17 protein-coding genes are annotated in these 26,147 nt (G+C 40.5%); 12 read left to right on the top strand and 5 right to left on the bottom strand.

Annotation, left to right across the window (positions count from 1 at the left end; translation table 11 throughout):
- Window positions 1-68: 68 nt before the first annotated feature.
- The 3 genes from bchH to TOL9009_RS0105715 form a co-directional block, all read right to left on the bottom strand.
- On the bottom strand, window positions 69-3,815 hold the full coding sequence (gene bchH / locus TOL9009_RS0105730) for a magnesium chelatase subunit H (RefSeq protein ID WP_029631758.1): 3,747 nt from the start codon (window positions 3,813-3,815) through the stop codon (window positions 69-71).
- A 326-nt stretch (window positions 3,816-4,141) separates the two neighbouring features.
- Window positions 4,142-4,483: a DUF760 domain-containing protein gene (locus tag TOL9009_RS0105725; RefSeq protein WP_029631756.1), complete on the bottom strand. Its 342-nt coding sequence runs from the start codon at window positions 4,481-4,483 to the stop codon at window positions 4,142-4,144.
- Window positions 4,484-4,684: 201 nt separating this feature from the next.
- The gene (locus TOL9009_RS0105715) at window positions 4,685-5,584 is read right to left on the bottom strand and encodes an aspartoacylase (protein WP_029631754.1); all 900 of its coding nucleotides are present in this window, start codon (window positions 5,582-5,584) and stop codon (window positions 4,685-4,687) included.
- Window positions 5,585-5,707: 123 nt separating this feature from the next.
- Between TOL9009_RS0105715 and TOL9009_RS0105710 the strand changes: the two genes are divergently transcribed.
- Both TOL9009_RS0105710 and TOL9009_RS0105705 read left to right on the top strand, forming a co-directional pair.
- Complete coding sequence (locus TOL9009_RS0105710) at window positions 5,708-6,601, top strand: LysR substrate-binding domain-containing protein (protein ID WP_029631752.1); 894 nt, start codon at window positions 5,708-5,710, stop codon at window positions 6,599-6,601.
- Window positions 6,602-6,951: 350 nt separating this feature from the next.
- Window positions 6,952-7,479: a hypothetical protein gene (locus TOL9009_RS0105705; protein WP_029631750.1), complete on the top strand. Its 528-nt coding sequence runs from the start codon at window positions 6,952-6,954 to the stop codon at window positions 7,477-7,479.
- Here TOL9009_RS0105705 and TOL9009_RS0105700 read toward each other — a convergent pair.
- A complete protein-coding gene (locus TOL9009_RS0105700) occupies window positions 7,476-10,169 on the bottom strand; it encodes an MHYT domain-containing protein (RefSeq protein WP_029631749.1) in 2,694 nt (897 codons plus the stop codon). The two genes, TOL9009_RS0105705 and TOL9009_RS0105700, sit on opposite strands and share 4 nt — an antisense overlap.
- Before the next feature lie 797 nt (window positions 10,170-10,966).
- On the opposite strand from TOL9009_RS0105700, the gene TOL9009_RS38315 reads away from it, so the two are divergent.
- A complete protein-coding gene (locus tag TOL9009_RS38315; protein ID WP_051502815.1) occupies window positions 10,967-12,403 on the top strand; it encodes a serine/threonine-protein kinase in 1,437 nt (478 codons plus the stop codon).
- Window positions 12,404-12,605: 202 nt separating this feature from the next.
- Window positions 12,606-13,640, top strand: coding sequence for a glutathione S-transferase family protein (locus TOL9009_RS0105690; protein WP_029631747.1), 1,035 nt, complete (start codon window positions 12,606-12,608; stop codon window positions 13,638-13,640).
- A gap of 193 nt (window positions 13,641-13,833) precedes the next feature.
- On the opposite strand, the gene TOL9009_RS0105685 is transcribed toward TOL9009_RS0105690, so the two are convergent.
- On the bottom strand, window positions 13,834-15,264 hold the full coding sequence (locus TOL9009_RS0105685; RefSeq protein WP_313770049.1) for a protein kinase domain-containing protein: 1,431 nt from the start codon (window positions 15,262-15,264) through the stop codon (window positions 13,834-13,836).
- A 166-nt stretch (window positions 15,265-15,430) separates the two neighbouring features.
- Between TOL9009_RS0105685 and TOL9009_RS0105680 the strand changes: the two genes are divergently transcribed.
- The 8 genes from TOL9009_RS0105680 to TOL9009_RS0105650 all read left to right on the top strand — a co-directional run bounded on the left by TOL9009_RS0105680 (window position 15,431) and on the right by TOL9009_RS0105650 (window position 26,136).
- Entirely contained in the window at window positions 15,431-15,958 is a 528-nt protein-coding gene (locus TOL9009_RS0105680) for a COP23 domain-containing protein (protein WP_029631743.1), read from the top strand.
- Window positions 15,959-16,293: 335 nt separating this feature from the next.
- Window positions 16,294-16,443, top strand: a complete 150-nt coding sequence (locus TOL9009_RS46920) for a hypothetical protein (RefSeq protein ID WP_186227489.1) — start codon at window positions 16,294-16,296, stop codon at window positions 16,441-16,443.
- A 554-nt stretch (window positions 16,444-16,997) separates the two neighbouring features.
- The gene (locus TOL9009_RS0105675; RefSeq protein ID WP_029631741.1) at window positions 16,998-18,908 is read left to right on the top strand and encodes a tetratricopeptide repeat-containing S1 family peptidase; all 1,911 of its coding nucleotides are present in this window, start codon (window positions 16,998-17,000) and stop codon (window positions 18,906-18,908) included.
- 237 nt (window positions 18,909-19,145) lie between these two features.
- Window positions 19,146-21,524: a serine protease gene (locus TOL9009_RS38310; protein WP_029631739.1), complete on the top strand. Its 2,379-nt coding sequence runs from the start codon at window positions 19,146-19,148 to the stop codon at window positions 21,522-21,524.
- Window positions 21,525-21,817: 293 nt separating this feature from the next.
- Window positions 21,818-22,054 carry a hypothetical protein gene (locus tag TOL9009_RS0105665; protein WP_029631738.1) on the top strand — a complete coding sequence of 79 codons (237 nt, stop codon included), beginning with the start codon at window positions 21,818-21,820 and terminating at the stop codon, window positions 22,052-22,054.
- Window positions 22,051-22,506, top strand: coding sequence for an HNH endonuclease (locus TOL9009_RS0105660; RefSeq protein ID WP_029631736.1), 456 nt, complete (start codon window positions 22,051-22,053; stop codon window positions 22,504-22,506). Before TOL9009_RS0105665 ends, TOL9009_RS0105660 begins: the two co-directional genes overlap by 4 nt.
- Entirely contained in the window at window positions 22,503-22,733 is a 231-nt protein-coding gene (locus tag TOL9009_RS0105655) for a type II toxin-antitoxin system HicB family antitoxin (protein ID WP_029631734.1), read from the top strand. Before TOL9009_RS0105660 ends, TOL9009_RS0105655 begins: the two co-directional genes overlap by 4 nt.
- A 589-nt stretch (window positions 22,734-23,322) precedes the next feature.
- On the top strand, window positions 23,323-26,136 hold the full coding sequence (locus TOL9009_RS0105650) for an esterase-like activity of phytase family protein (protein ID WP_398406564.1): 2,814 nt from the start codon (window positions 23,323-23,325) through the stop codon (window positions 26,134-26,136).
- Window positions 26,137-26,147: the final 11 nt, after the last annotated feature.

Genomic DNA, 26,147 nt, shown 5'->3' with positions numbered 1-26,147 from the left:
ATCCCCGACTTCTCTTACGAAGTCGGGGATCTGAAGAAGGGCAATTTTCACTTTGGCTAGACTGCGGTCTATGCTGAAATTGTTACACCTTCAATTTCCTCATCTGTCAACTCATATAACTCACGCAATTTATCCAACTTATCTGTATCAGCATTCCAAAAACCGCGTCCTGAAGCTTCTAACATTCTCCCGATAATATTGCGGAAAGCTTCTGGATTCGACTTTCGCAATCTTTCCGCCATCTCTGCATCTAATGCGTAAGTATCTGCGGCTTGGTCGTATACCCAATCATCCGTAAAATCCGCAGTACCACCCCAACCAATCAAAGCCGTCATGCGTTGGGAAATTTCAAACGCACCACCAGAACCTTGATTTGCCATTGCTTCTGCCCATTTAGGATTTAGCAACTTGCTGCGATACTCCATCCGCAGTAAATCATCGAGATTGCGGGGTGTAGTATCTTTCGAGAAACTTTCTACAAAGCTGGTTGTAACCTTCTTCTTACTTTGCTTTTCTGCTGCCTTTTTCAAACCGCCAGTATTAGCGTAATATTCTTGAATATCAGTCAAACCGTATTCTACCGAATCGATTTCTTGAACAATGCGATCGCTTGTTTTTAACAACTCCATTAATACTTCTGGTCTAGCTTGACCCTTATCCTGTCTACCGTAACTGAAAACATTGCGACCTTGCCAAGTATCCCCCAACTCTTCGCCAGATTCCCAATTCCCATCAACAACTCTATCATTTACCAACGAACCAAAATCACCAGCCGGATTAGAAAATAATCTCGCAGAAGCATTTTCAATACCTTGTGCTTTCAAAACTAAAGCATGTTTTCTAATAAAATTCTTATCTTCAGATTCATCCGCATCAGCCGCTCTTTGAAACAAATCATCCAACAACTCAATAATGTTGACAAAACTATCACGAAAAATACCAGATAAATTTGCCAAAACATCAATTCTGGGATGTCCAACCTCAGCCAAAGGCTTTAATTGATAACGAACAATGCGTCCTGTCCCCTCCTTCACAGGTTCAGCCCCCACCAACTCCAAAAGAATACCTAAAGACTCCCCCTTCGTCTTAATTGCATCCAAACCCCATAACATCACCGCCACAGTTTCCGGATATTTACCATACTCATCTAAATGCTGGGAAATAATTTTTTTACCTATCTCCCTCCCCCTTTCATAAGCACCAGCAGAAGGCATTCTATAAGGATCTAAAGCATGAATATTTCTCCCCGTAGGCAACACACCAGAACCATCCCGCAACAAATCACCACCAGGCGCAGGCATAATATACTCACCATTTAAGCCCCTTAAAAGATTCGTCAACTCATCCGTAGATTGCATCAACAAACCTCTAATTTCCTCCTCCTCCTCTCTGCGTTCTCTGCGCCTCTGCGGTTCGTTTTCTCCAAAATAAGCCTCCAAATACCCCCTCATCTCCTCATCATTCGGCGCTTCCCCCAAAATATGCAAACCGGAAGAAAAAAGCCGAGATTCTAACACTTGCAAATACTCATACAACTTAACCAAATAATCATTAAAAGCATGTCCACTAAACAGCCGCACATTCTCCGGACTAAACGAAATCCCCAAACGTTTCGCATCATCAAACGGACAATCTGCATCTAAACCAGTATCAACAACCTTCTTACAAATCACTTCCTTCAAAGCATAATTCTTTTCCGAATCTTCACGATACTCCGCAATCAAATCCCGCAAAGAAATTAACTCCTTATACAAACCCGCACGTCCATAAGGAGGTACATTGTGAGAAATTAACACACCATAACCGCGACGCTTCGCCAAAATTGATTCAGAAGGATTATTCGCCGCATATATATATAGATTCGGCAAATTTCCTAACAAAATATCCGACCAAGAATAACCCGTATTTCCTAACGGCGTACCAGGCAACCATTCCACAGTACCGTGCATTCCAAAATGCACCACAGCATCAGCTTGAAACTCATTTTGCAGCCATTTGTAGAAAGCTGCATATTGAGGATGCGGCGTTAAATCTCGTTCAAACATTAACCGCATCGGATCACCTTGTATACCTAAAGGTGGTTGTACACCAATCCAAATATTTCCTAACTGAATGCCGCCAATATGAAACTCATCACCGGAAGTTTTAATTCCCGTACCCGTAAGAGATTTCCATTGTTTTTCGATGCGAGATGTGCTGAGATATCCCAACCATTTTTCGAGAGTTTTCGCGTTGACAGTATTAACCGCAGATGAACGCGAATGAACGCTGATATCCATCTGCGTTAATCTGCGTTTATCTGCGGTTCCTATCTCTTCGTCCGCGTCTTTCACCTGACGAATCAATTCTTCCCCATCTACAGGCAAATTGCCCACAGCATAACCTTGATTTTGCAGTGCCTGGAGAAAATTGAGAAGCGATCGCGGTACATTTAATAATGCAGCTGTTCCTGTTGCACCGTACCCAGGTGGAAAACCATACAAAATAATCGCTATTTTCCTCTCTGATGCAGGTTTTCGACGCAACGCAACCCAGCTTTTCACTCTCGCAATCAATCTCTGCACTCGTTCGGGAACAAGATAAATTTGCTCTCCCACCAACCCACCGAGAGGAATTGTATCAATAGCGCCGTCTAGTTCTGGCAATGCATATAATACGACACTTTGCAAGCCTCCAATACCTTGACGTGTCCAAGAGTAAATATCTTGAATTAGCAATGGTGCAGCGACGATGTAAGGTACATTCTTGGCAGCAAGGATTTTTACCGCAATTTGCGTTTGGCGTCCTGCTTCCATTGAACCAGCAGGACCACCCACCAAAGGAAAGCCAATTGTAGATAGGATCGCATCCACTTTTACTGCTTCGTTGGACAGGGAAGGTGTTTGAATATTACCATTATTTCGTTGCTGCGTTTCATAGTCGCTGGTCATCCAATCGCGCACAGCAACATGTCCTTCAACACCATTAATAAAAATGGGTAAAGGTATCAAACCAGCTTCTTCAAAACTACGAATTAATTGCGGAATATAAGGTTGTTTTGTAATAACGTGTTTGCGATAAAGTAAAATTCCAATAACTGGGGAATGGGGCATGGGGCATGGGGCATGGGGCATAGGGAATTGGGACTTTTTCCCTTTTAACCTCTCCTCATACCACTTTAAATATTCTTGCGGAGATTCAAAAAACCCTTGATAATCGGGATGAAGCAATCCCATATTAGGAGTTTCGATGGGTGGAGGAATTTCGCCTATTTTTAAATCTAAATATTTTTCTGCTAATATCCAAAATAATGCGGCTACGTTTTCTGCCCCACCAGCATTCCAGTAACCATAGATAATTAACCAGTTGCGTAAGTCTTGGACTTTTTGCACTGGCACAAATTTGAGAAGTTTGGGACCAATTTTTAAGAAGCTGATGTAACCTGCAAGTTTGTCTTCTTCTCGTCCATTGCTAAACTTATCAAGGATGAATTTAACTGGTTTTGGCATTCCTTTGGGTCTATCACCAATAGCAAAATCACCCAATTTAGTTAAACTCATCAATTCTAAAGCTGACTCGAACACCAAACGGATGGGAATTTGAGAAACGCGATCGCGCAACCACAAAACTTCGTCATAATCAAATAGTAAGCTGCCAAAAAACACATCTGCGTTATGAAGTGCTGCTTCCACCTCGGTGCGTTTGGTGGTAATATCGCGATCGCTAAATACGCGAATATCCAACTCACCACAGCGTAAGTTAGCTTTTGAAGCTGCTTTTCTGTATAAATCAGCGTTGAACGATTCAAATCCAGCAATCAAAACAATGCGTTTCATGAGTTAAGTGGTAAACACTCCATCTTAATTTTAAGCCCTGCGCCGAGCGCACGCTACGCGAACAGACTGGAAACTGCTGGCTCTACGAACTAAGTCCGCGATGTTCTGGACAGCGTGAAAAGTTAGATTCCCGACTTCTTAAAGAAGTCGGGAATCTGAACAGCGCTAATTTTCACGCTTTTATTTAGGATTGCTATATATTGTGGAGACGTTACGAAAAAAACGTATCTACAACGGTTATTGTATTTTTATTACTATTAATTAGTAATTAGGGTGTACTTCAGAAAATCTGAGCGCACCCTAATTAAACGCTTTTAACATACAGATTAAACAGTGTCTGGTGAATCAACTTCTGTTAACTGCAATGACTTTTCAAATTCCAAGCGTTGCTGTACGTTATGTAAGAAGTAACCATTAAGCATGGCAGATCCTAACAACATACCCAAGTGTTGACGACTAGTGGTAATTTCGATATCGAAGTCTTCTGAAGGTAAGCCACCCAACATGCTAACAACGGTGCGTTCAATTGCTTGAAGTACTTCTGGTGATGTAGGCTTGGATAGTTGGGCAACCATTTCTGGATTCAGAGATTTAATATATTGCCACAAGTTGTTATTAACTGCTTCAGAACCAAAGTTCTCTGGATTGCGATTAGAAAGATTGTTCATAGTAGTAAACTAGAAGTATTTTATCAAGTTGTATCTACTGTAGCAATATCGACATAGAAATGCCAATTGCGGATATCCCATCCTTAGCCGGTGTGGGAATCTTGATTGGGGATGATGAAGCTGAAGTCCGTGAGATATTCACGGCAGTGCTTGAAGAAAATTAAGCCACAGTCACATTTATAATTGATGAAAGCCGCTACTTCAATCGGAACTAAGTGTTGGTATCACTTCAAGCTGTTGTTTCTCGGTTAAACACATAGCAATACCTTTCTCATAGTATGCCGCTTCGTTGATAAAAATTGGATAAACGGTTGATGTTCCATCATAGGCGATCGCCTTTCCATCAAAGGTGAGAAAAATCGGATCACCAGGATGAAGAGCTTGATAATCTTGAAACTGAAGTTGCGGGTGAATCATCGCTTTAATTTCCCCATGCTCGTTTCTGGGAAAATCAATAACAGAAGCATATCGATAAACTGTCAGCGGGGTATTTATATTTTCAATTATACCTTGGTTGCTTCTTTCTAGATAATCCAAAACTGCGTATACAAGTTCCTCTGTTTTTTGAAATAATTCTGCGTTCAAAACAGCTTGAGCTACTGGACCGACTTCAATCGCAAAACCAAAATTGCAGAGAGAACGAAGTAAATTACTTTCTTGCTTAAGTTGCGTATAACAAACTTTTACCTCTGGATTAATTGAAGTCAAATAAGCAGCTAATTGTAAAGTAAATGGATGCAGTTCGCCTAAAAGGATACTCAACCCCATATTTGCAGTTGTACTGTGCAAATCTATAATTACATCTACCTGAGATTTGCCTTTGGGTCCAAGCATTTTTTCAATAACTTTTGCCCGCATTTCTTCATAACCAGTAAGTGTTGAATTCTGCAAATCTTGACTGAAAAAGCTGCGATTTAAATCTCGATCAATATATCGTCTGCTTTCTTTAAAAGCTTCGGGATTTCCCAATAATGTTAGAGTTTCAAAACTAGGGCGTTTAACTAAGTTTAACTGCTGCTCAAACTTTTTGATCAGGTATACTCCTGTGAATTCATTTCCGTGTGTTCCCCCAACAATTGCTACACGATTAATTTTGTTCATACTGTTGCCACAAAACCTTATTGCTTGGTCTATCTCTATCACAATAGATAAAAATGATACTATATGTCCAATATTTTGTTTATTAATAAACTATATCTTTTAAATATAGTGACTCGATAAATAATGGAACTCCGACATCTGCGTTACTTTATCGCTGTGGCTGAAGAATTAAACTTTACGCGTGCGGCGGAACGTTTACACATTGCCCAGCCACCTTTAAGCCAGCAAATACAGGCACTAGAAGCTGATTTAGGAGTGCAACTGTTTGAACGTAAAAAACGCCCGTTACAATTAACTGCGGCAGGACAAGTTTTGTTGACAGAAGCGCGTTTAGTGCTTGCGACTGTGGAACGGGCAATAATTTCGACAAAAAGAGCTAGTCTTGGGGAAATTGGACGCTTGGTGGTGGGGGCTAATAGCTCGATCGCTAATAGTGTTTTACCAGATATTTTGCGAGTTTTCCGATCGCGTTTTGGTGATGTAGAGTTGGTTTTGCGCGAACTAACTTCTTTTCAGCAGATACAAGAGTTGCGATCGCGTGTAATTGATGTTGGTTTTGATCGGCTACCGAATGAAAATGAAAATGATACTGCTTTAAGTTTTTTGCCAATTTTACAAGAATCTTTAGTGATTGCTTTACCTGAACAACATCCTTTGGCAGCGAAATCTAAAATTCCACTTAAAGCTTTAGCTGACGAACCTTTTGTGTTACCTCCACCTGATTTGGTACCTTCATACAGTCAGATTATTAATTTGTGCCAGCAGGTAGGATTTACGCCAAAAGTAGTACAACAAGCAACATGGATGATTACTGTACTTAGTTTAGTTGCAGGTGGTGTCGGTGTGGCATTGCTTCCCGCTAATGCTCAAAATTTAGTCCGAAAGGGAGTTGTCTACCGAGAAATTCAGGGAGAGAATTTAACGCGACAATTAGCTGTGATTTGGCGACGCGATGATTCATCTATAATTTTGCGGGAGTTCATTGCAGTAACCAAAGATATAGCACATCAGGGATAGAGCATTTGAATTTTATCCCATTAGATAGAAGATTAAATTAATTATAAAAGGAAATTGTAGGTTGGGTTGAACGAAGTGAAACCCAACAAAGCCTTGGAAATGTTGGGTTTCGTTCCTCAACCCAACCTACAAATTTTTGTTTTTTTAGCTTAACCGAACCGTATTGGCACATCAGGGATAGAGCATTTGAATTTTATCCCATTAGATAGAAGATTAAATTAATTATAAAAGTTAAGTTAATTACAAAATTACTTAACATCAAACCAATATAAAACACCTTTGGTTGTCAATTTTGGTTAATCCGGAAATAGTCTAACAGTTGAAGAAGAAACTTTTGGAATTTTGTCATCATGAGCAAAGCTAAAGAAACTAAGACTAATACAAAGGGCATTTCTAAACGTGGATTTGGGGATTTAGGAGTATTGATTGCTTTATCACTTTTAACAGCAATCTTTCGAGGATGCAATTTTAGTCAACCGGAAACAACTCCTGTTTCCAAGTTGGTTAACACGTCGGAAATTACTTATAATCCAGACGAATTTATGTATAGAACTGTGACCATAAAAAGTAAAGCACTGGATAAAATCGGTCTAACTTCTTTCACAGTTAAAGATAAGCAATTATTTGACAGTGAACCGATTGTAGTTGTGAATGCTTCTGGGGAGCCTTTTAATCTACCCGCAGATAGAGATATAGAAGTTGAAGTTACAGGTCCGGTTCGCAGATTGAATATTTCCAAAATTGAGCGGGATTACAATTTGAACTTGCAAGATAAATACTATAAAAAGTATATCAATAAACCTGCGGTTATTGCTCAGGAAATTAGGGTAGTACCGCAGCAAAATCAAACCACTCAAGGTGTTCGGAAAGAACTTTAGGCATCAGTTTTGAATGCATTCACAGAGTCTTCTAATTGTAATGTTACTTGTTGTGTTTCTTGTAAAGACTTAGACACCATGTCAGATGAATTTGCAGTGTGTTCTGAAGCTGTGAGAAGATGGTGCATCAAGAAAGCGATCGCACTCGAACTTTGTGCCTGAGATCCGGTTGCACCTTTAATTGACTGCGCTAAATCATGAATTTGCCGGGATACTTCTAAAATCTGCCCCTGGTTATGGACATCTTTAATCATATTTGCTTTTTCTATCACTTCCCTAGCTCCTATTTTTATAGTTTTGACGACTTCGCTAGTTTCCATTTCGATGTTCTCTAGCATTTGTTGAACTTCTTTTGCCACTTCTTGTGATTGGGCTGCTAATTGACCAATTTGTTCTATCACTATTTTAAAGCCTCGACCTTCTTTGCTCACCCGCGCAGTTTCAATATTAGTGTTGATGGCTAACAAGTTAGTTTGCAAGACAATTTGCTTAAGCAACGACACAACGAAGGAAATTTTTGGCGAAGATTCTCGCAGACGCTTCACTTTATTTACTTTTTCTATTACTGTCTGTTGTAAATTCAAGATATTTTCTACGGTATTATCGATTGCGGCTTGGGTTGTTGTTGCTGTATCTGAAGTGGTGTAGGCAATTTCTGATAGTTGGTGGGCATTATCTGCTACTGTTTGAATAAATAAATTAATTTTATTTACTTCTTCTAAGGTGTAATTAATTTCTTCGGCTTGTGTCAAAGCTTGATTCGCCAATTGTTGAATCACACCTGAGTTTTCATCAAGGGAAAGATTTACTTGAGAAGCAGCAAGTTTTACTTGATTGACAATCTGCCGCAGGTTGTGAATAATCGTATTAAAAACATCAGCTACTACCCCCACTTCACCGGCGATATTTTCTGCACCCACAGTTAAATCACCTCCCGATACTTCTTTAACGTTGATGAGAAATTCTAAAAGTTGGCTTTGCAAAGCTTGTTGACTTAGCTTTAATTCTTCTTCTGCTTGCTTGCGTCGGGTAATGTCAGCTTGCACACCAATATAATTGATGACTTGTCCGAATGAATCTCGCACTGGAGAAATCGTTAATTCAGACCAATATGGTGTTCCATTTTTGCGGTAATTCTTAATTACTACCTGGCATTCTAAAGAGTTACGCACTGCATGACGTAATTGTTCAATAGTTGCGGGATCTGTGTCGAGTCCTTGCAAAAATCGACAATTGCGTCCAATCACTTCTTCCGGTGAATAACCTGTGATGGATTCAAATGCCGGATTGCAAAAAATAATCGGATTGTCGATCGCTCGTGGGTCAGTAATAACAATAGCATTGCTAGCGGCGGCAATGGCGCGATCGCGAAGTTGTAATACTTTCTGCGACTGCTTAAACTCATTTAAAAGACTCGCTTGATCTAAAGCGATCGCAACTTGAATTGCTAAGTGTGCGACTAAATCAATTTCAAACTTTTGCCAATGCCGAGGTTGAGAACATTGGTGGACACATAATATGCTGATTAGCTGATTGTTAATAATAATCGGTGCAACTAAATTTGCTTTGATTTGAAAGTCTTCCAGAATCTGGCAGTGGCAATTTGTATAACCTGCTTCGTTGACGTTGTCGGTAGCTCGGACTTTACCACTTGTGTACATTGCAATGTAATCTTCTCTAAAGGGATCGTAGACCGTTTTGCCGATGGTTTTGATCCAGCCGTCTGCTACCGATTCAGCAACTATGGTGCCACTCCAGTCAGGATGAAAGCGATAAATAACTACGCGGTCTGATTTTAATGCTTGACGAATTTCGTTGACGGTGGTGTAAAGAACATCTTCTGATTTGAGCGATCGCCTAATTTGCAGCGTAATAAGCGTAAATAGTTGCGAACCTCTGGCTTCTGTTTCTTGCTTTTCTAAAAGCTTTACTTGTTGTGTCAATCGCCGATCAAAAAATGAAATCAGTAATGCAAAATCCAGAATTACAAAGGTGACAACACCAATAGTAACAGCTAACCAGGTGAGGGAATCCTTGGGAATCCCGGTTGCAATTGCTTTTGGATTAGTAGGTATAAAATTAGCTGCTGCCATGCCAGTGTAATGCATCCCAGCGATCGCCAATCCCATAATCAGCGCACCCAAGATTTTTGCTAATCCGGCAGATGTACTGCTTTGCGTGCGTAGTTGAAAGGCGACAGATAACGTTACAATTGAGGCACTAATGGCGATCGCTATCGAAACTGCAAACAGCAATGGATTATACATTGTGTCTGCTTCCATCCGCATCGCGGACATGCCGATGTAGTGCATTGAGGCGATGCCAATACCCATCAGGATACCGCCCATAATCAATTGCCACAAGCTCAAAGTTGGGCGACTCCCTAAGAAAAGCGCTCCGGCGGAGGCAATAATCGCTGGTATAATTGACAACAGCACCGTTGCCATGTCATATGTTATCAGTATCGGTAGATTAAATGCCAACATCCCGACAAAGTGCATCGACCAAATACCAATGCCCATGACAATTGCCGCACCTATCAACCAGGCGGTTTTTGCCAAAGATGTGGCTGTTGTTACCCGTCCTGCCAAATCCAAAGCAGTATATGCGGCTAGGACGGCGATCGCTATCGAAAGCGATATTATACGCGGGTCGTAGCTGCTACTTATAGCCACATCTGCCGTCAGCATTAACTTAACCTCAACTAAATAATTTTATCAAGTTTTATTTGACTTTTTTTGCTTTTTTAACTTTTTTTAGTAATCAGCAATCCAGGCTTCCATAATTTTTATTCTTATTTTATAATAGTTTTTCAAATAAATACATTTGCCGCTTCGTTAAGAGTATATATTATTATTTCTGATAGGTATTTATCAAGTAATTCCGACTTCCGGCAAAAGACACCAGATGATAACAAGCATGTTTCTGCGGTTCCAGTTCCCCAAATCTGCTTCCAAAGGCATAGATAGTTCTTTCTTTGGAGCTAAATCACTTCCAGACCATCTGCCTCACTCCCAGTGCCGAAAGCAAAACTTAAGTTTAAGCAAATATCTTATTATCTTTTTTTGCCCTAGAAAGGTGCTTACCCAATTGATACTCTTTCTTTATTGATTTATTTTTGCACAGCCGCTTTTTCCCCAAAATTTGCCCCAGAAAATTTCAGATAAAAGAGTGACTCTTTCATTTTATTGTTTTTTGCGAGAATTTTCAATTTTCTAAATCAAAAACCAGTTATCAGGCTAGGGAGTAGAAAATTAGCTAAGAAGAGAATTTATCTATACTTGATTGGCGCGATCTGAGTGTTTTATGAGATTTCTCTAGTGGTATAATATAGTAATTGAAGCAAAGATTTTCAGCTATAAATTAGATAAATATTGGCATAAAAAAATCAAGTAAAAATCAAATTAAACCCTAAGTTAAAACTAGAAATTGTATCATTTTAAACAATCCGGTGTAATTTAAAGCAAATCTGAGTTAAGAAAAACTTATGAAAGAAACATTTTTGAGCGATCGCTATCGCATTATCAACATGCTTGGATCTGGTGGATTTTGCGAAACATTTTTAGCCGAAGATACGCAAATGCCTTCGGGAAGAACTTGTGTAATTAAACAACTCAAACCAATTAACAACGATCCTCATATTCACCAGTTAGTGCAAAAACGATTTCAAAGAGAAGCTGCTATTTTAGAAGAATTGGGAGGAGTAAGCAAGCAAATTCCCACACTATACGCATACTTTCAAGAGGACAATCAATTTTACTTAGTACAAGAATGGATTAGCGGACAAACCCTAAGCCAAAAGGTCAAACAAAGCGGCTGTTTAAGAGAAAGTGAGGTACGCTCGATTTTAATCAGTCTGTTAGAAGTGCTGGAGTATGTGCATAGCAAAGGTATTATCCATCGCGATATTAAGCCAGACAATATCATTCTGCGCTCTAGTGATAACAAACCAGTTTTAATTGATTTTGGCGCTGTGCGTGAAACGATGGCAACAGTGGTAAATTCTGAAGGTAATATTAGTAGTTCTATGGTCGTCGGTACAACAGGGTTTATGCCAAATGAACAAGCAGCAGGACGTCCGGTTTTTGCTAGTGACTTGTATACTTTGGGATTAACAACTATATATTTACTGACAGGAAAAACGCCAGAACAATTGGCAACAGACTCCTACACTAGCGAGAATATTTGGGATCGAGAAATTGTCAGTCCAAGTTTTGCAGGGGTATTAGATAAAGCAATTCGGTTTGATGTTAGGGAACGCTTTCACAGTGCAAAAGCAATGCTGAATGCTTTAGAGAATATAACAAATTCCCTTCCACAAAAAACACCTATTTTTTTTCATCAGCCTTCCCAAAGTATTCCTGTTACTTCCCAGTCTGCGGTTAAAAGCAATAAACAAAACGCTATTTTTACCAGCAGTATTTTAGTTGCAGGTGGAGTAATGGGTGCATCTGTAATTATTGGTCTTTTGTTGACAAATTCTCCTCAACCTCCGACATATAAACAAGCTACATCTTCGCTATTGACAAAACCACAAATTGAGGATACTTCATCACTTCCATCAGCCAATAAAAGTTCTCAAGTAGCGTCATCGGAATCAGCAATTATTAACAGTGCCAATCTGCCTAATTATTTTCATTTCATCGCAGATTCTACCTTCCCAAATCTGCAAACTGCGGTTGAGCAAATTAAGACTTTACAAGTAGCGGGTTATGGTCAGCCAGGAGTGTTTTGGATACCAGATTATCCAAATCTGTCAAATCAACGTTCATTTGTAGTTTATGTAGGCACTTTTAGCGATCGCACCAGTTGTCTCAATTTCCTGAAAACTTATGGAAAAGTCAATCCGGGAGCGTATTGCGGCTTCGCTAGTAAAGATCCACATGCACCGTCTGATAAAATATATTTCCAGCAACTACAGTAAAAATATACGATTCTAATATATGTGATTTGCTTATTTTTTCGCGTTTACCGAAACAGTAGGTTAATTTAACCTAATTTATGTCCGGTTGCGTAAAAGCATCCGGGCTTTTTTGGTAGTAAGCGTTTCAACGCTTAAGAAAGATTTAAAGAAAGCACTGAAGTGCTTACTACAATAAAGAAGTAAAATCAGCGCTTTAATAGATATGAAAGACGTAAATTTAAATAAGAAAAAGGGTAAATCTCTCCCCCCCAAGCTGATTATTAAGCTGGGAAAGTTTGTCTGGACGACTCTTTGGCATATAATGATGTCGAAACTCGCACCCCGCAATCAGTCGGGTGAGTATATTCGTCCGAAGAGCGAGTTTAGAAACTTTGTTGGCAAAGAAGATGGAAATTCTTACCAACCAGCAACCGGACGCTATCATCTTTATGTTGGCATGAGTTGCCCTTGGGCGCATCGAACTTTGGTAGTGCGATCGCTTAAGGGACTTGAAGAGGTAATATCTGTATCTGTTGTCTATCCTTCACCAATCGAAGGTGGTTGGGTGTTCAACTCTGAAGAACAAAATTGTCGCACACTTGCTCAATTGTATGAGCTAGCGGCACCAAATTACAGCGGACGCTCTACAGTTCCGGTGTTGTGGGATAAAGAAACGAAAACTATCGTTAACAATGAGAGTGCAGAGATTATTATCATGCTGAACTCTGAATTTAACGACTTTGCTAAAAATCCTACACTAAATCTTTACCCAGAGCAATTAAAAGAAAAAATTGACTGGTGGAATGAGAAAATTTATCACTCAGTTAATAACGGAGTGTATCGTTGCGGTTTTGCCCAAACTCAAGAAGCTTACAATCAAGTTTGCGATGAATTGTTTGCCGCTTTGGATGAAATTGACGTAGCACTTTCAACAAGTCGATATCTTTGCGGCGATCGCGTTACATTAGCGGATGTTCGTTTATTTACAACATTATTCCGTTTTGATAGTGCGTATTACGGTTTGTTTAAGTGTAATCGCCGCCGAATTCAAGATTATCATAATTTGGGAGCTTATTTACGTGATATGTATCAGCTTCCGGGTATTGCTGATACCTGCGATGTGGAAAGTGTGAAGCAAGATTATTATGGGAACCTTTTTCCCCTCAATCCTGGTAGCATTATTCCTGCTGGTCCTGATATGTCGTCTCTGCTGGAACCACATAATCGCGGTAGTATTGGGAATCCCCAGAGCGTTTAGTTGCAATTCTATTTGAGTTGTGAAAAATATAGATTAGGAAACGAACCGCAAAGGACGCAAAGGAAGGAAAGAAGAAAGAGAGATGTAATTTTACCTCTTTTATTTAGGACTGCTATAGTTGCAGGACTGCAACATGTATATTATGGAGCAAAGACGTTCTGTGTGGAACCAAAGACGTTCCATCGGAACGTCTCTACTGAATTTCAAATGATTTAATCATTGTTTCTGCTGTTTGAATAAAGTCGTTGTAATTATCTATTGCTGCTGTGTAAGTAACTATATATGCTTTGTCACCTCTTAAGGTAAAAAGTCGCATATTTTTTACTTTATTTTCTCCATCTTGACCAGTATAAATTAATTGATGTGCAGATTTGTTTGCAAGTATCGTCTCCCTTGGCTTTTGAATTTCAGCTTTTACTAGATGTCTTGTGATGTGGTTTGTTGATCTATCGCTAAAGTCTTGTAATGTTCCAGAAAAATCTTCAACGCTGATGGTTAGTTTTTCTTGGAATTTGTCTGTATCACTTTGTTTAGGAGACACGAATACAACTACCTCCTCAGTTACAACATTGCCTATATCTATTTTTTCCCAGCTTTGCGGATATTTGATTTTTATCCTTGACTTTGGATCTTCATAAGGTAATAAATTTTCTGGTGGTAATGGTGGTTTGAAAGGATCAAAGTACAAATATGCAGTAATGATTGCAAGTATTGCGGCGATCGCTAATCCTATCATTAATTTACCAGGCGATCGCTTTTGCTGCTTTTCTGTAACCGTCGTTTGATTGTGTAGTGTTGACAGTTCGTTTAAAGTTTGCAGTGCGTCCGTTGCTGAGTGATAACGCTGACGAAAGTCGTAGCGCACCATTTTATCTAAAATATCTGCTAACTCTTGGCTTACTTGTGCTTGATGACGCCAAATAATTTCACCTGTTTGAGAGTCTTTTTGTAAATAAGTTGGGTATATTCCTGTAAGTGCTTGGATACCAACCATTCCCACTGCGTAGACATCGCTGCTCAATTGCGGGTTACAACTACCTTGTTCGCTTGGCATGTAACCAACAGTACCAATGGCAATTGTAAAACTCGTTTGACCTTGAGCATTAACTATTTGGGTACTGATTTGTTTGACTGCACCAAAGTCAATCAAGACAATTTTACCATCTTTGCGCCGCCGGATGTTTGATGGTTTGATATCTCGGTGAATGATTTTGTGCTGATGAACGAAGGCTAAGACTTCTAAAATATCTTGTAAAAGTTTAATTACTACAGTTTCACTCAGTTTTTGACGTAAAAGCACTTCTTGACTCAGGTCGTGACCTTCGATAAACTCTTGAACTAAATAAAATTCTTCGTTTTCTTCTAAATGAGCTAAAAGACGGGGGATTTGGTCATGGTTTCCTAGCTTCTCTAGCATTTTGGCTTCATTGTCAAAAAGCCGTCGTGCTTCCCGCAAGGTTTGGGGGTCTGTGTTTTTTGGTTGAAACTGCTTGACAACGCACTGAGGATTTCCTGGTCGTTGCATATCTTCAGCGACGAAAGTAACTCCAAACGCACCTGCTCCCAAATGTTTAATAATTCGGTAGCGTCCACCAAGCATTTTACCCAGCATTACAGTCACCATAAGTCCTGCAAGTTATTGTTATTACCTTAGTTGATAACGATTTTCGCACACAATTACAGTTGCTAATGTTTATGAAATATTGATATATGTAGGCATAGTACCGAAATGGTGCTTTTTATTGGTGTAGTTGTTTATATCCCCATAAAAATAAAATATAGGCTTTTTTATGGCATTTAAGTTACTCAGTCTGACGTTGACTCATGTGGCAATTTGTGGTTTAGCAATGCTTGTGACTACCACAATAGCACCTCAACCTACTTATGCTATCAAACCAAAGTTCTCTTGCGCTCAGAGCAAAGGTGCACCTGTAACCTTTGCTCGTCGAGAAGATGGGAGCAATGTATCCATAATTCGTTGGGTTTCTTCTTTTTCTTCGTTGACTCCTTTACAACGCTGTCAACAGGTATCGAAGAGATTTCAGAGAAGTTATGAGAATGGTACTCTGAAAACGATCATCACTGGAAAGCTGAATAAACAATCTGTTGTGTGTGCTGTTGTGAGTACCAATGATGCTTGTAGTAGTAACACTGTATTATTCACCCTCAAACCTGGCTCTAATCCCAGAGATGTTGTGAAAAGACTGTTTGATCGTCGTGCTTTAGCCTCTGGAGAAATTCAGAATCAAAGTAGGGATGATACTCAAATATATATTGATTTTGATACGTATTTGAATAATCTGCAACCTGAGCGGTGAAAAATCATACGTCCGTTTAGTTAACAGTAGTAAAAACATCTTTTTTCACTTTCTGGCTTCGTTGTGATCCCGCCTTGGAATTAATTCCAAGGCTAATAGCTAAAGTCCTCTAAACAGGACTAAGTACAGTTTTGCATTAATTGGTAGCGTTTTTAAACCCAGAGGTGAATCATATCATGTCCGGTAGTTTGTTTACCCATAATTCATGAAGACCCCCCCCCGCCTGTGGCACCCTCCCCGCTTGCGGGGAGGGTTGGGGAGGGGTTCTTTTATTATGGCTAAAGGTAAGCGCAGAGTAACGCAGAGTTTTTGTGATAAATTTTCCTCATGAATTTATGCAATTTCTAGTCCACTTAAGTGGACTTAAGCTATTAGCCCGGAACTTCAGTTCTGGGCGGGATGACGGTCAGTGTGATACTTTAACTGTGACAAAAATGTGGGTAAAAGACGTAGCAGTGCTACGTCTCTACAAGGGTTTTGGGTAACGCATAGTTCATTTCTGGAGATGTCTAGTACCGCAAGTCAAAAGTCACTCATTCAAAAGTCAAAAGTCAAAAGTAATATGGAGTAAGCTTTTTAGCGATTGAGAATGGGTGGTTTATTTCCGCCGTACTGTACTAGTGCGTAGACACAAATTCAGTGTTAGTGACTAACGTTGCAAGGTAGACCGCTCCCATAAGTTCGGGAACCGCTCCCATAAGTTGTGGAACCGCTCCCATAAGTTGTGGAACCGCTCCCGTCTGTTGTGAGACCGCTCCCGTCTGTTGTGAGACCGCTCCCGTCTGTTGTGAGACCGCTCCCGTCTATTGTGAGACCGCTCCCGTCTATTGTGAGACCGCTCCCGTCTGTTGTGAGACCGCTCCCGTCTGTTGTGAGACCGCTCCCAATACGGTTCGGTTAAGGCAACAGACGCGATAAATCGCCGTCTCTACAATAATAATTCCTTTGTAGAGACGGCGATTTATTGGGTCTTTCTAACCGTCATTTAGGAGTTTGACAGACTACTACAGAGGGCTTTATTAAAAATTGGCTAAATAAAATGAAGTATTATCACGCGCTTTCGCCTGTTTTGATTGGTGTATCGATGGTGTTGGTACAATCTCAGGTAGCTGTGGGACTGTCTGCATCAGAGGTAGAGGAGATTGCTAAGAAAATTACGGTGCAAATTGTTGATAGTGAAAATCCCAACTTTGCAGGTTCAGGGACAATTATCAAGCATACTGGCAATACTTACACGGTTTTGACTGCGGGTCATGTGGCAAAGGAGGGGAAAAAACAAATCATCACCCCTGATAAACAAAGTTATCAAATTAAGAATATCAAACCTCTGCCAAATTTAGATTTAGCGGTTGTGGAATTTAACAGCAATCAAAAATACACGACGGCGAAAATCGGCGACTCTGATAAAGTGAAAAATAATAGTGTAGTTTACGTGGCTGGGTTTCCGGCAAAGACGGCAGCAACTCCTAATGTTGATTTTAGGATGAAAGATGGCAAGGTAGATGCTAAAGGTTCCCAGCGTGATGGTTATGACCTCAGTTATGATAATCGCACGTCAAGGGGTATCAGTGGCGGGGCTATATTAAACGAGGAAGGGGAATTAATTGGAATTCACGGTAGAGCGGTTACTGAAGCTTCAGAAGAAGATCCTGAGCAGCTTGTGATAACTGGGGCTTTAGGGACTACTATTTATTCTAGTTTGCGGCAAATGTTGGCAGTTGGGGTGGATCTGGGAGTGAAACCACCAAATGTAGTTGCAACGGCGCCGACTGCGGATGATTTTTATATTAAAGCTTCTGAAAAGTATAATCAGAAAGATTATAAAGGCGCTAGAGCAGATTACACTGAAGCAATTCGCCTTAATCCTAAGTATGCTGATGCCTACAAAAGCCGGGGTATTGTGCGCTACGAATTAGGAGATAAGCAGGGGGGAATAGCTGATTTCAATAGTGCCATCAAGATTAATCCTAACGATGCTGATGCCTACTACAACCGGGGTGTTGCCCGCTCTGGTTTAGGAGATAAGCAAGGTGCGATCGTTGATTACAATACTGCTATCAAGATTAATCCTAACTTAGCCCAAGCCTACAACAACCGGGGTGTTGCCCGCAATGATTTAGGAGATAAGCAAGGTGCGATCGCTGATTTCAATACTGCCATCAAGATTAATCCTAACTATGATAAAGCCTACACCAACCGGGGTAATGCCCGCAATGATTTAGGAGATAAGCAAGGTGCGATCGTTGATTTCAACACTGCCATCAAGATTAATCCTAACTTAGCCCAAGCCTACATCGGTCGGGGTGTTGCCCGCTCTGGTTTAGGAGATAAGCAGGGTGCGATCGCTGATTACAATACTGCCATCAAGATTAATCCTAACTTAGCCCTAGCCTACTACAACCGGGGTAATGTCCGCAACGGTTTAGGAGATAAGCAGGGTGCGATCGCTGATTATAATACTGCCATCAAGATTAATCCTAACTATGATAATGCCTACAACAACCGGGGTAGTGCCCGCGATGATTTAGGAGATAAGCAAGGTGCGATCGCTGATTACAATTCTGCCATCAAGATTAATCCTAACTATGATAATGCCTACTACAACCGGGGTGTTGTCCGCGATGAGTTGGGAGATAAGCAGGGTGCGATCGCTGATTACAATTCTGCCATCAAGATTAATCCTAACGATGCCCTAGCCTACTACAACCGGGGTAATGCCCGCTATGGTTTAGGAGATAAGCAAGGTGCGATCGCTGATTACAATTCTGCCATCAAGATTAATCCTAACGATGCCCAAGCCTACTACAACCGGGGTATTGTCCGCTCTGAATCGGGAGATAAGCAGGGTGCGATCGCTGATTTGCAAAAAGCTGCTGAACTATTTCGACAACAAGGAAATACAGCGTTATACCAAAAAGCGTTGGAGTTGATTAGAAAGTATCAGCAGTAAACAGATGGGGCAGATGAGACAATTAACTAATAAGTTGATTTTAATTATAGGTGGATGCCCAAGAAAGTTAGAGAGTTAAAGGCAATGCTGCGGACTACTAATAGTCTGGCAAGGTTAAATTGATGGGTAGTGCGAGAAGAATGCTCGCGTCGTGAGCGAGACGCTGACACTACCAACCCGTCAAAATCAATTTGACAGACTACTACGGAGGGTTTTATTAAAAATTGGGTAAATAAAATGAACTATTATCACGCGCTTTCGCCTGTGTTGATTGGTGTATCGATGGTGTTGGTACAATCTCAGGTAGCTGTGGGACTGTCTGCATCAGAGGTAGAGAATATTGCTAAGAAAATTACGGTGCAAATTGTTGATAGTCAAAATCCCAGCAGAAATGGTTCGGGGATAATTATCAAGCAAACCGGCAATGTTTACACCGTTTTGACTGCCGGTCATGTGGTAAGGGAGGGGAAAAAACAAATCACCACCTCTGATAAACAAACTTATCAGCTTAAATCTGTCAAATACCTACAAAATGTTGACTTAGCAGTAATTGAGTTTAGTAGTAGTCAAAATTATAGTATTGGTAAAATAGGCAATTCTGACAAAGCTACAGCCAGCACAACAGTTTATCTAGCAGGATTTGCCGCACAGGGAGGGGGAATTCGCAACTCTGATACTTTTATTTTTAACAAGGGACAGGTCAATGCCAACGGAGCGGCAGATGTTGATGGTTATAATTTAATTTATGATAATAACACTTTAGAAGGCATGAGCGGCGGTGTCGTCTTGAACGAGGAAGGGGAATTAGTGGGAATTCACGGTAGACTAATTGCTCAACCCTTAGGAGGCAATCTTCAGCAGCTTGTGAATCGCGGTGCTTACGGTACTACTATTTATTCAGCTTTGCGGCAAATGTTGGTGGTTGGGGTGGATGTGGGAGTGAAACCACCAAATGTAGTTGCAACGGCGCCGACTGCGGATGATTCTTATATTAAAGGGAATGAAAAGTATAATCAGAAAGATTATAAAGGCGCTATAAGAGATTTAACTGAAGCAATTCGCCTTAATCCCAAATATGCTGATGCCTACATCGTTCGGGGTGTTGTCCGCTACAAATTGGGAGATAAGCAGGGGGGAATAGCTGATTTCAATACTGCCATCAAGATTAATCCTAACTTAGCCCAAGCCTACTACAACCGGGGTCTTGCCCGCTCTAGTTTGGGAGATAAGCAAGGTGCGATCGCTGATTACAATTCTGCCATCAAGATTAATCCTAACTATGCTGATGCCTACAACAACCGGGGTAATGCCCGCTCTGATTTAGGAGATAAGCAGGGGGGAATAGCTGATTTCAATACTGCCATCAAGATTAATCCTAACTTAGCCCAAGCCTACTACAACCGGGGTGTTGTACGCTCTGATTTGGGAGATAAGCAAGGTGCGATCGCTGATTACAATTCTGCCATCAAGATTAATCCTAACTTAGCCGAAGCCTACGGCAACCGGGGTAATGCCCGCGATGATTTAGGAGATAAGCAGGGTGCGATCGCTGATTACAATACTGTTATCAAGATTAATCCTAACGATGCCCTAGCCTACAACAACCGGGGTAATGTCCGCTCTGATTTAGGAGATAAGCAAGGTGCTGTAGCTGATTACAATTCTGCCATCAAGATTAATCCTAACTATGCTAGTGCCTACAACAACCGGGGTCTTGTCCGCTCTGAATCGGGAGATAAGCAAGGTGCTGTAGCTGATTACAATTCTGCCATCAAGATTAATCCTAACTATGCTAGTGCCTACTACAACCGGGGTGTTGTCCGCGATGATTTAGGAGATAAGCAAGGTGCTGTAGCTGATTACAATTCTGCCATCAAAATTAATCCTAACAATGCTAGTGCCTACAACAACCGGGGTGTTGTCCGCTCTAGTTTAGGAGATAAGCAAGGTGCTGTAGCTGATTACAATTCTGCTATCAAGATTAATCCTAACTATGCTAGTGCCTACTACAACCGGGGTATTGTCCGCTCTGGTTTAGGAGATAAGCAAGGTGCGATCGCTGATTACAATACTGCTATCAAGATTAATCCTAACAATGCTGATGCTTACACCAACCGGGGTATTGTCCGCTCTGATTTAGGAGATAAGCAAGGTGCTGTAGCTGATTACAATTCTGCTATCAAGATTAATCCTAACAATGATAATGCCTACACCGGTCGGGGTTATGTACGCGATAATTTAGGAGATAAGCAAGGTGCGATCGCTGATTACAATTCTGCTATCAAGATTAATCCTAACAATTATGTTGCTATTAATAATATAGGCTTTATTAAATATGACCAGGGTAATGTTGAAGCAGCAACGAAGCAATGGCAAGCAGCATTAGCTATTAATAACAAAGTTGCTGAACCTTTATTAGCATTAGCCGTAGTTCTATATGCTAAAGGAGAACGAGAACAAGCTCTAACTAAAGCAAAACAGGCACTCACGATTGAGAAACGCTATGCTGAAGTCGCTTTTCTCAAAGAAAATAACTGGAGCGATCGCTTGATTACTGATGCGAAAAAGTTACTAGCAACACCTGAGATACAAAGATTTTTGTCTGGTAATCGTTAAAGAATAACAAATGAGGAGAAATCGCGACGATTAAAATCGCGGCTACACAAACAAAGTCCGCCTGCGCGGACTAATATGAATATAGGGTTTCAAATTTAATCTGGCGAGAGTAATAAAAGAGCGTTATTTGCCGTTGGGTAATCCTAACCAGTTAATGAAGCGATCGCTTTAACTGTTCGATATGCGATCGCTGATTTCAATACTGCCATCAAGATTAATCCAAAATTCTGGAAGAGATAATGCGATCGCGCTAATTTTATTACAATAGCAGTATATTCAATCGCAATAACCTGATGGCTACAGCAATAGTTAAACCCTCATCTTTAGTAACGACTGGTATTCGAGTCGAAAAACTCAATAATCTTAATCTGTTCAAATTTACTGAACAACTGGGTTTGCGGATGCAAGAACTTCTGGATAAGAAAAAAGCAGATTTACTCACATCAGAAGAAGCAGCTGAACTTGAAGCTATTGGAGAATTAGACGTAATTTTTAGCTACATCAATGCGATGATTGCGTCTCAGGTATGACAATTTCTAACAAGATTCAAGAATTAGTACGCAGACGTGCTAACTTTCGCTGTGAATATTGCCATTATCCTGAATTCCTCAGCACATCTCCTTTAACAATTGACCACATCTACCCACAATCTTTAGGTGGTTCGGATGATATGGATAATTTGGCTTTAGCTTGTCGCGGGTGTAATGAACGCCACTATAATTTTACAGTTGGAATTGATCCACAAACTCAGCAAGAAGTTGCTTTATTTAATCCTCGTCTGCAAAAATGGGCTGAACACTTTACTTGGTCAGCAGACGCTACAAAAATTATTGGTACTACATCTACAGGTCGAACAACTTGCAACCGACTTGATTTGAACGATGAACGACGCTCCGACCAATTCATTCAAAAATCTCGGCAACTTTGGGTAAAAGGTGGTTTTCATCCTTTCGTTGAAGACCCACGCCAAGAGGAACAATGAACCATCGCTACAGTATGATAATTCAATGGTCAGATGAAGATAATTGTTACTTGGTACATTTACCTGAATTTCCTTGGCAACAATTTCACACTCATGGCAAAACTTACGAGGAAGCTGCTAAACACGGACAGGAAGTGATTTCCTCTCTAATTGAATGGTATCACGAACAAGGGAAGCTTTTGCCAGAAGCATTGACTTTACCTGAGAAAGCTTTAAAAGTAGCGTAAGATCATGTCCGTTTAATTAACATTAATAAAAATATCGCAACCGTCGTAGAGACGTTCCGGCGGAACGTCTCTACAGTATATGTGATTTGTCGAACATGATATAAATGGAAATGAGGGGATATGCGATCGCTTAGAAAGTTTCAGCAGTAGATTTGGTTATTTGCCGTTGGGTAGTCCTAACCAATTTATAAGCGATCGCTCTAACTGTTGAAAAAGCGACAAAAAAAAATAGACATCTGTTAAAAAAGAGACTATTGTGTGCTACGTCTCTACAAGAGTTATTAGCAACACCTGAGATACAAAGATTCTTGTCTAAGTCCGGTTAAACAAGTCGCTAAAACTCCAGTTTTCAGGGTAAATTTTATTTGAGCGTCAGGTCTGAAATTAAGAACGACGCTCTGGTTAAGTGCATTTACTTATAAAAAATACTTATTTTAATCAATAGATTTTCTCTTCTTAACCTGAGTGTGGAACATTAGAGAAAAAGAGCACAAAGCCATTTGACAGTTGCGTGCTTTTTTTTGTCAAGGGTGTTAATTCTGAATTTTTGTGTAAAAAATTAGTCTAACACAAGAAGATCAAGGAAATAATTATGTCAACCGTAACACTAAAAGGCTTCGCTACATTACCAGCGGATACATTTGCTCCGGGTCCTTTATCTGGTGCGCTTATTTCTGCTAATGGTCGCACAGGTCCTTTTCCCGGACAACCAATTCAAGGCTTTAGCGGAGTTCAGTTTGCTGACGAAAATAGCTTCTGGTTTCTACCTGATAATGGGTATGGAGCCAAAACAAACAGTTCTGATTTCCTTTTAAGAATTTATCGCGTTGATCCGAGCTTCCGCAGTACAGAAGGGGGAGACGGTAGCGTTAATGTTTTAAACTTCATTCAGCTCGCTGACCCCGATCGCAAGGCTTCATTTCAAATTGTCAACGAAAATACAACTGAACGGTTGTTGACAGGGGCAGATTTCGATATCGAATCTTTTAATTTGGCAAATGATGGTACAATCTGGATTGGGGATGAGTTCGGTCCTTATTTGTTGCACTTTGATAGCACAGGTAGATTGCTAGATGCACCCATTTCTACCCCCAACTTTGCTCAACTCAACACTTTGAATGGCAAACCACCAATTGTCATTGGTCATAGAGGTGCTAGTGGAGAGCGTCCAGAACATACTCTCGCTTCCTACAAATTAGCGATTGAGCAGGGTGCTGATTTTATTGAACCAGATTTGGTAGCCACAAAAGACGGCATATTAATTGCTCGTCATGAAGTCAATATTTCAGCTACTACTGACGTTGCAACTCGTCCAGAATTTGCCGATCGCTTCACAACTAAAGTTATTGATGGGATTACCGAAACTGGTTGGTTTGCTGATGACTTCACTTTAGCAGAAATTAAGACTCTACGAGCTATAGAGCGTCTTCCTTTCCGCGATCAATCTTACAATGGTCTGTTTGAAGTTCCGACTCTTCAGGAAATTCTCGATTTAGTTAAGGAAGTTGAAGCAGAAACAGGTAAGAAAATCGGTATCTATCCAGAAACCAAACATCCGACTTACCACGATTCTGTCGGACTTTCTTTGGAAGAACCATTAGTTGACATCCTCAAGAGAAACGACTTCACCGATCCAAGTCGAGTTTTCATCCAGTCGTTTGAAGTTGCAAACCTCAAAGAACTGAACACGCTCATTGATGTACCATTAGTTCAATTATTGGATGCAAGGGATATTGCTTTAGATGGTACAATAATTGAAAGCCAACCTTATGATTTTGTGGTCAGTGGCGACTCTCGCACCTATGGAGATTTGCGGACTGCTGAAGGTTTGCAGGAAGTTGCAACTTACGCTGATGGTATTGGTCCTTGGAAACGGATGATTGTTTCAATTAGGGGAACTGATGCTAATGGTGATGGCAGAGCGGATGATCTAAATGGTGATGGTGCAGTTAATGATGCTGATAAAACAACTTTACCCCCAACATCTTTAATTACAGATGCTCACGATGCCGGGTTATTAGTACATCCGTACACCTTCCGCAACGAAGGTCTGTATTTGGCAGCAGATTATCAAGGCAATCCAGAACTAGAAATCAGACAATTTATTCAGTTAGGTGTTGATGGGTTCTTTGGTGACTTCCCCGGAACCGGAGACATAGTAAGAGATCAAATTACTGGGGATTTTGTGCGATCGCCTGATAATCCTGATGTTCTGGCTGGTAATGCTGTTTCTAACTTAGGTCGTTCTAGAGGCTTTGAGGGTATAGCAATCAACCCTGACAAAACAAAATTATATCCTTTATTAGAGGGTTTTGTTGTCGGCGATCCAGAAAATGCTTTGCGAATTCATGAATTTGATATCGCAAGTCAACAATTTCAAGGTTTGGTTGGATATTACAAACTAGAAAATACCGCCAATGCGATCGGCGACTTTACCGTTATCAACGATAATGAGTACTTGGTGATTGAGCGTGATAACAATCAAGCAGACAACGCTCAATTCAAGAAAATCTTCAAAGTTGATTTATCCCAAAAAGATGCAAACGGCTTTGTACAGAAGGAAGAAGTTGCTGACTTGTTGAACATTCAAGATCCGAATGACCTCAACCAAGATGGTAGCACCACCTTTAGATTTCCCTTCCAAACCATTGAAGATGTGTTGGTACTTGATGAAAATACCATCTTAGTTGCCAATGACAATAATTATCCTTTCTCTGTAGGTCGTCCTCCCGGAATTGACAACAACGAAATCATCCAACTACAGCTTGATAAACCACTGAATTTAGATCCTCGTGTTGGTTTTGCTGGATTGAACTTACCAACTTCGCAAATTTTAGGTGGTAATGAAGATGATACCTTATTCGGTACTCCAGGTGATGACTTTCTAGATGGTGGTGAAGGTAACAATACCCTTTACGGTAGCGAAGGTAATAACACCTTTCTTGCCAAATCTGGAAATGATATTGCTTATGGTGGTGCTGTTAATGATGTCTTCTTCCTGGGTAATGGTAATAATAGCGTTTACGCTAGTGAAGGTAGAAATCGGGTTGTCACAGGAACTGGTAACGATCTGATTTACGCAGGTGCAGGTGATGACACCATATCAACTGGTGCAGGTGATGACCTGATTTATGCTAGTGAAGGTAATAACATCATATCTGCGGGAACAGGTAACGATACAGTTTATGTTGGCAGTGGAAGCGATCGCTTTATCTTTGATGCTGGTATTGGTGCTGTCACCATCTTCGGTTTCTCTTCTAATGACCAAATTACTCGCGGAAGTGGTTTATCTGGGAGTAATTTTACGGTTAGCGTTAGTGGCAATGATACCTTGGTTAGTGCGGGTAATGATTTGCTAGCGACGCTGAAATATGTGCAATTGAATACTGTCAATCTTGCTTAGATACTAAATAA

It is taken from the genome of [Scytonema hofmanni] UTEX 2349 (assembly GCF_000582685.1).
GTDB lineage: Bacteria > Cyanobacteriota > Cyanobacteriia > Cyanobacteriales > Nostocaceae > Hassallia > Hassallia hofmanni.
The sequence above is the reverse complement of the archived record's forward strand: the minus strand, read 5'-3'. Positions and strand labels throughout refer to the sequence as shown.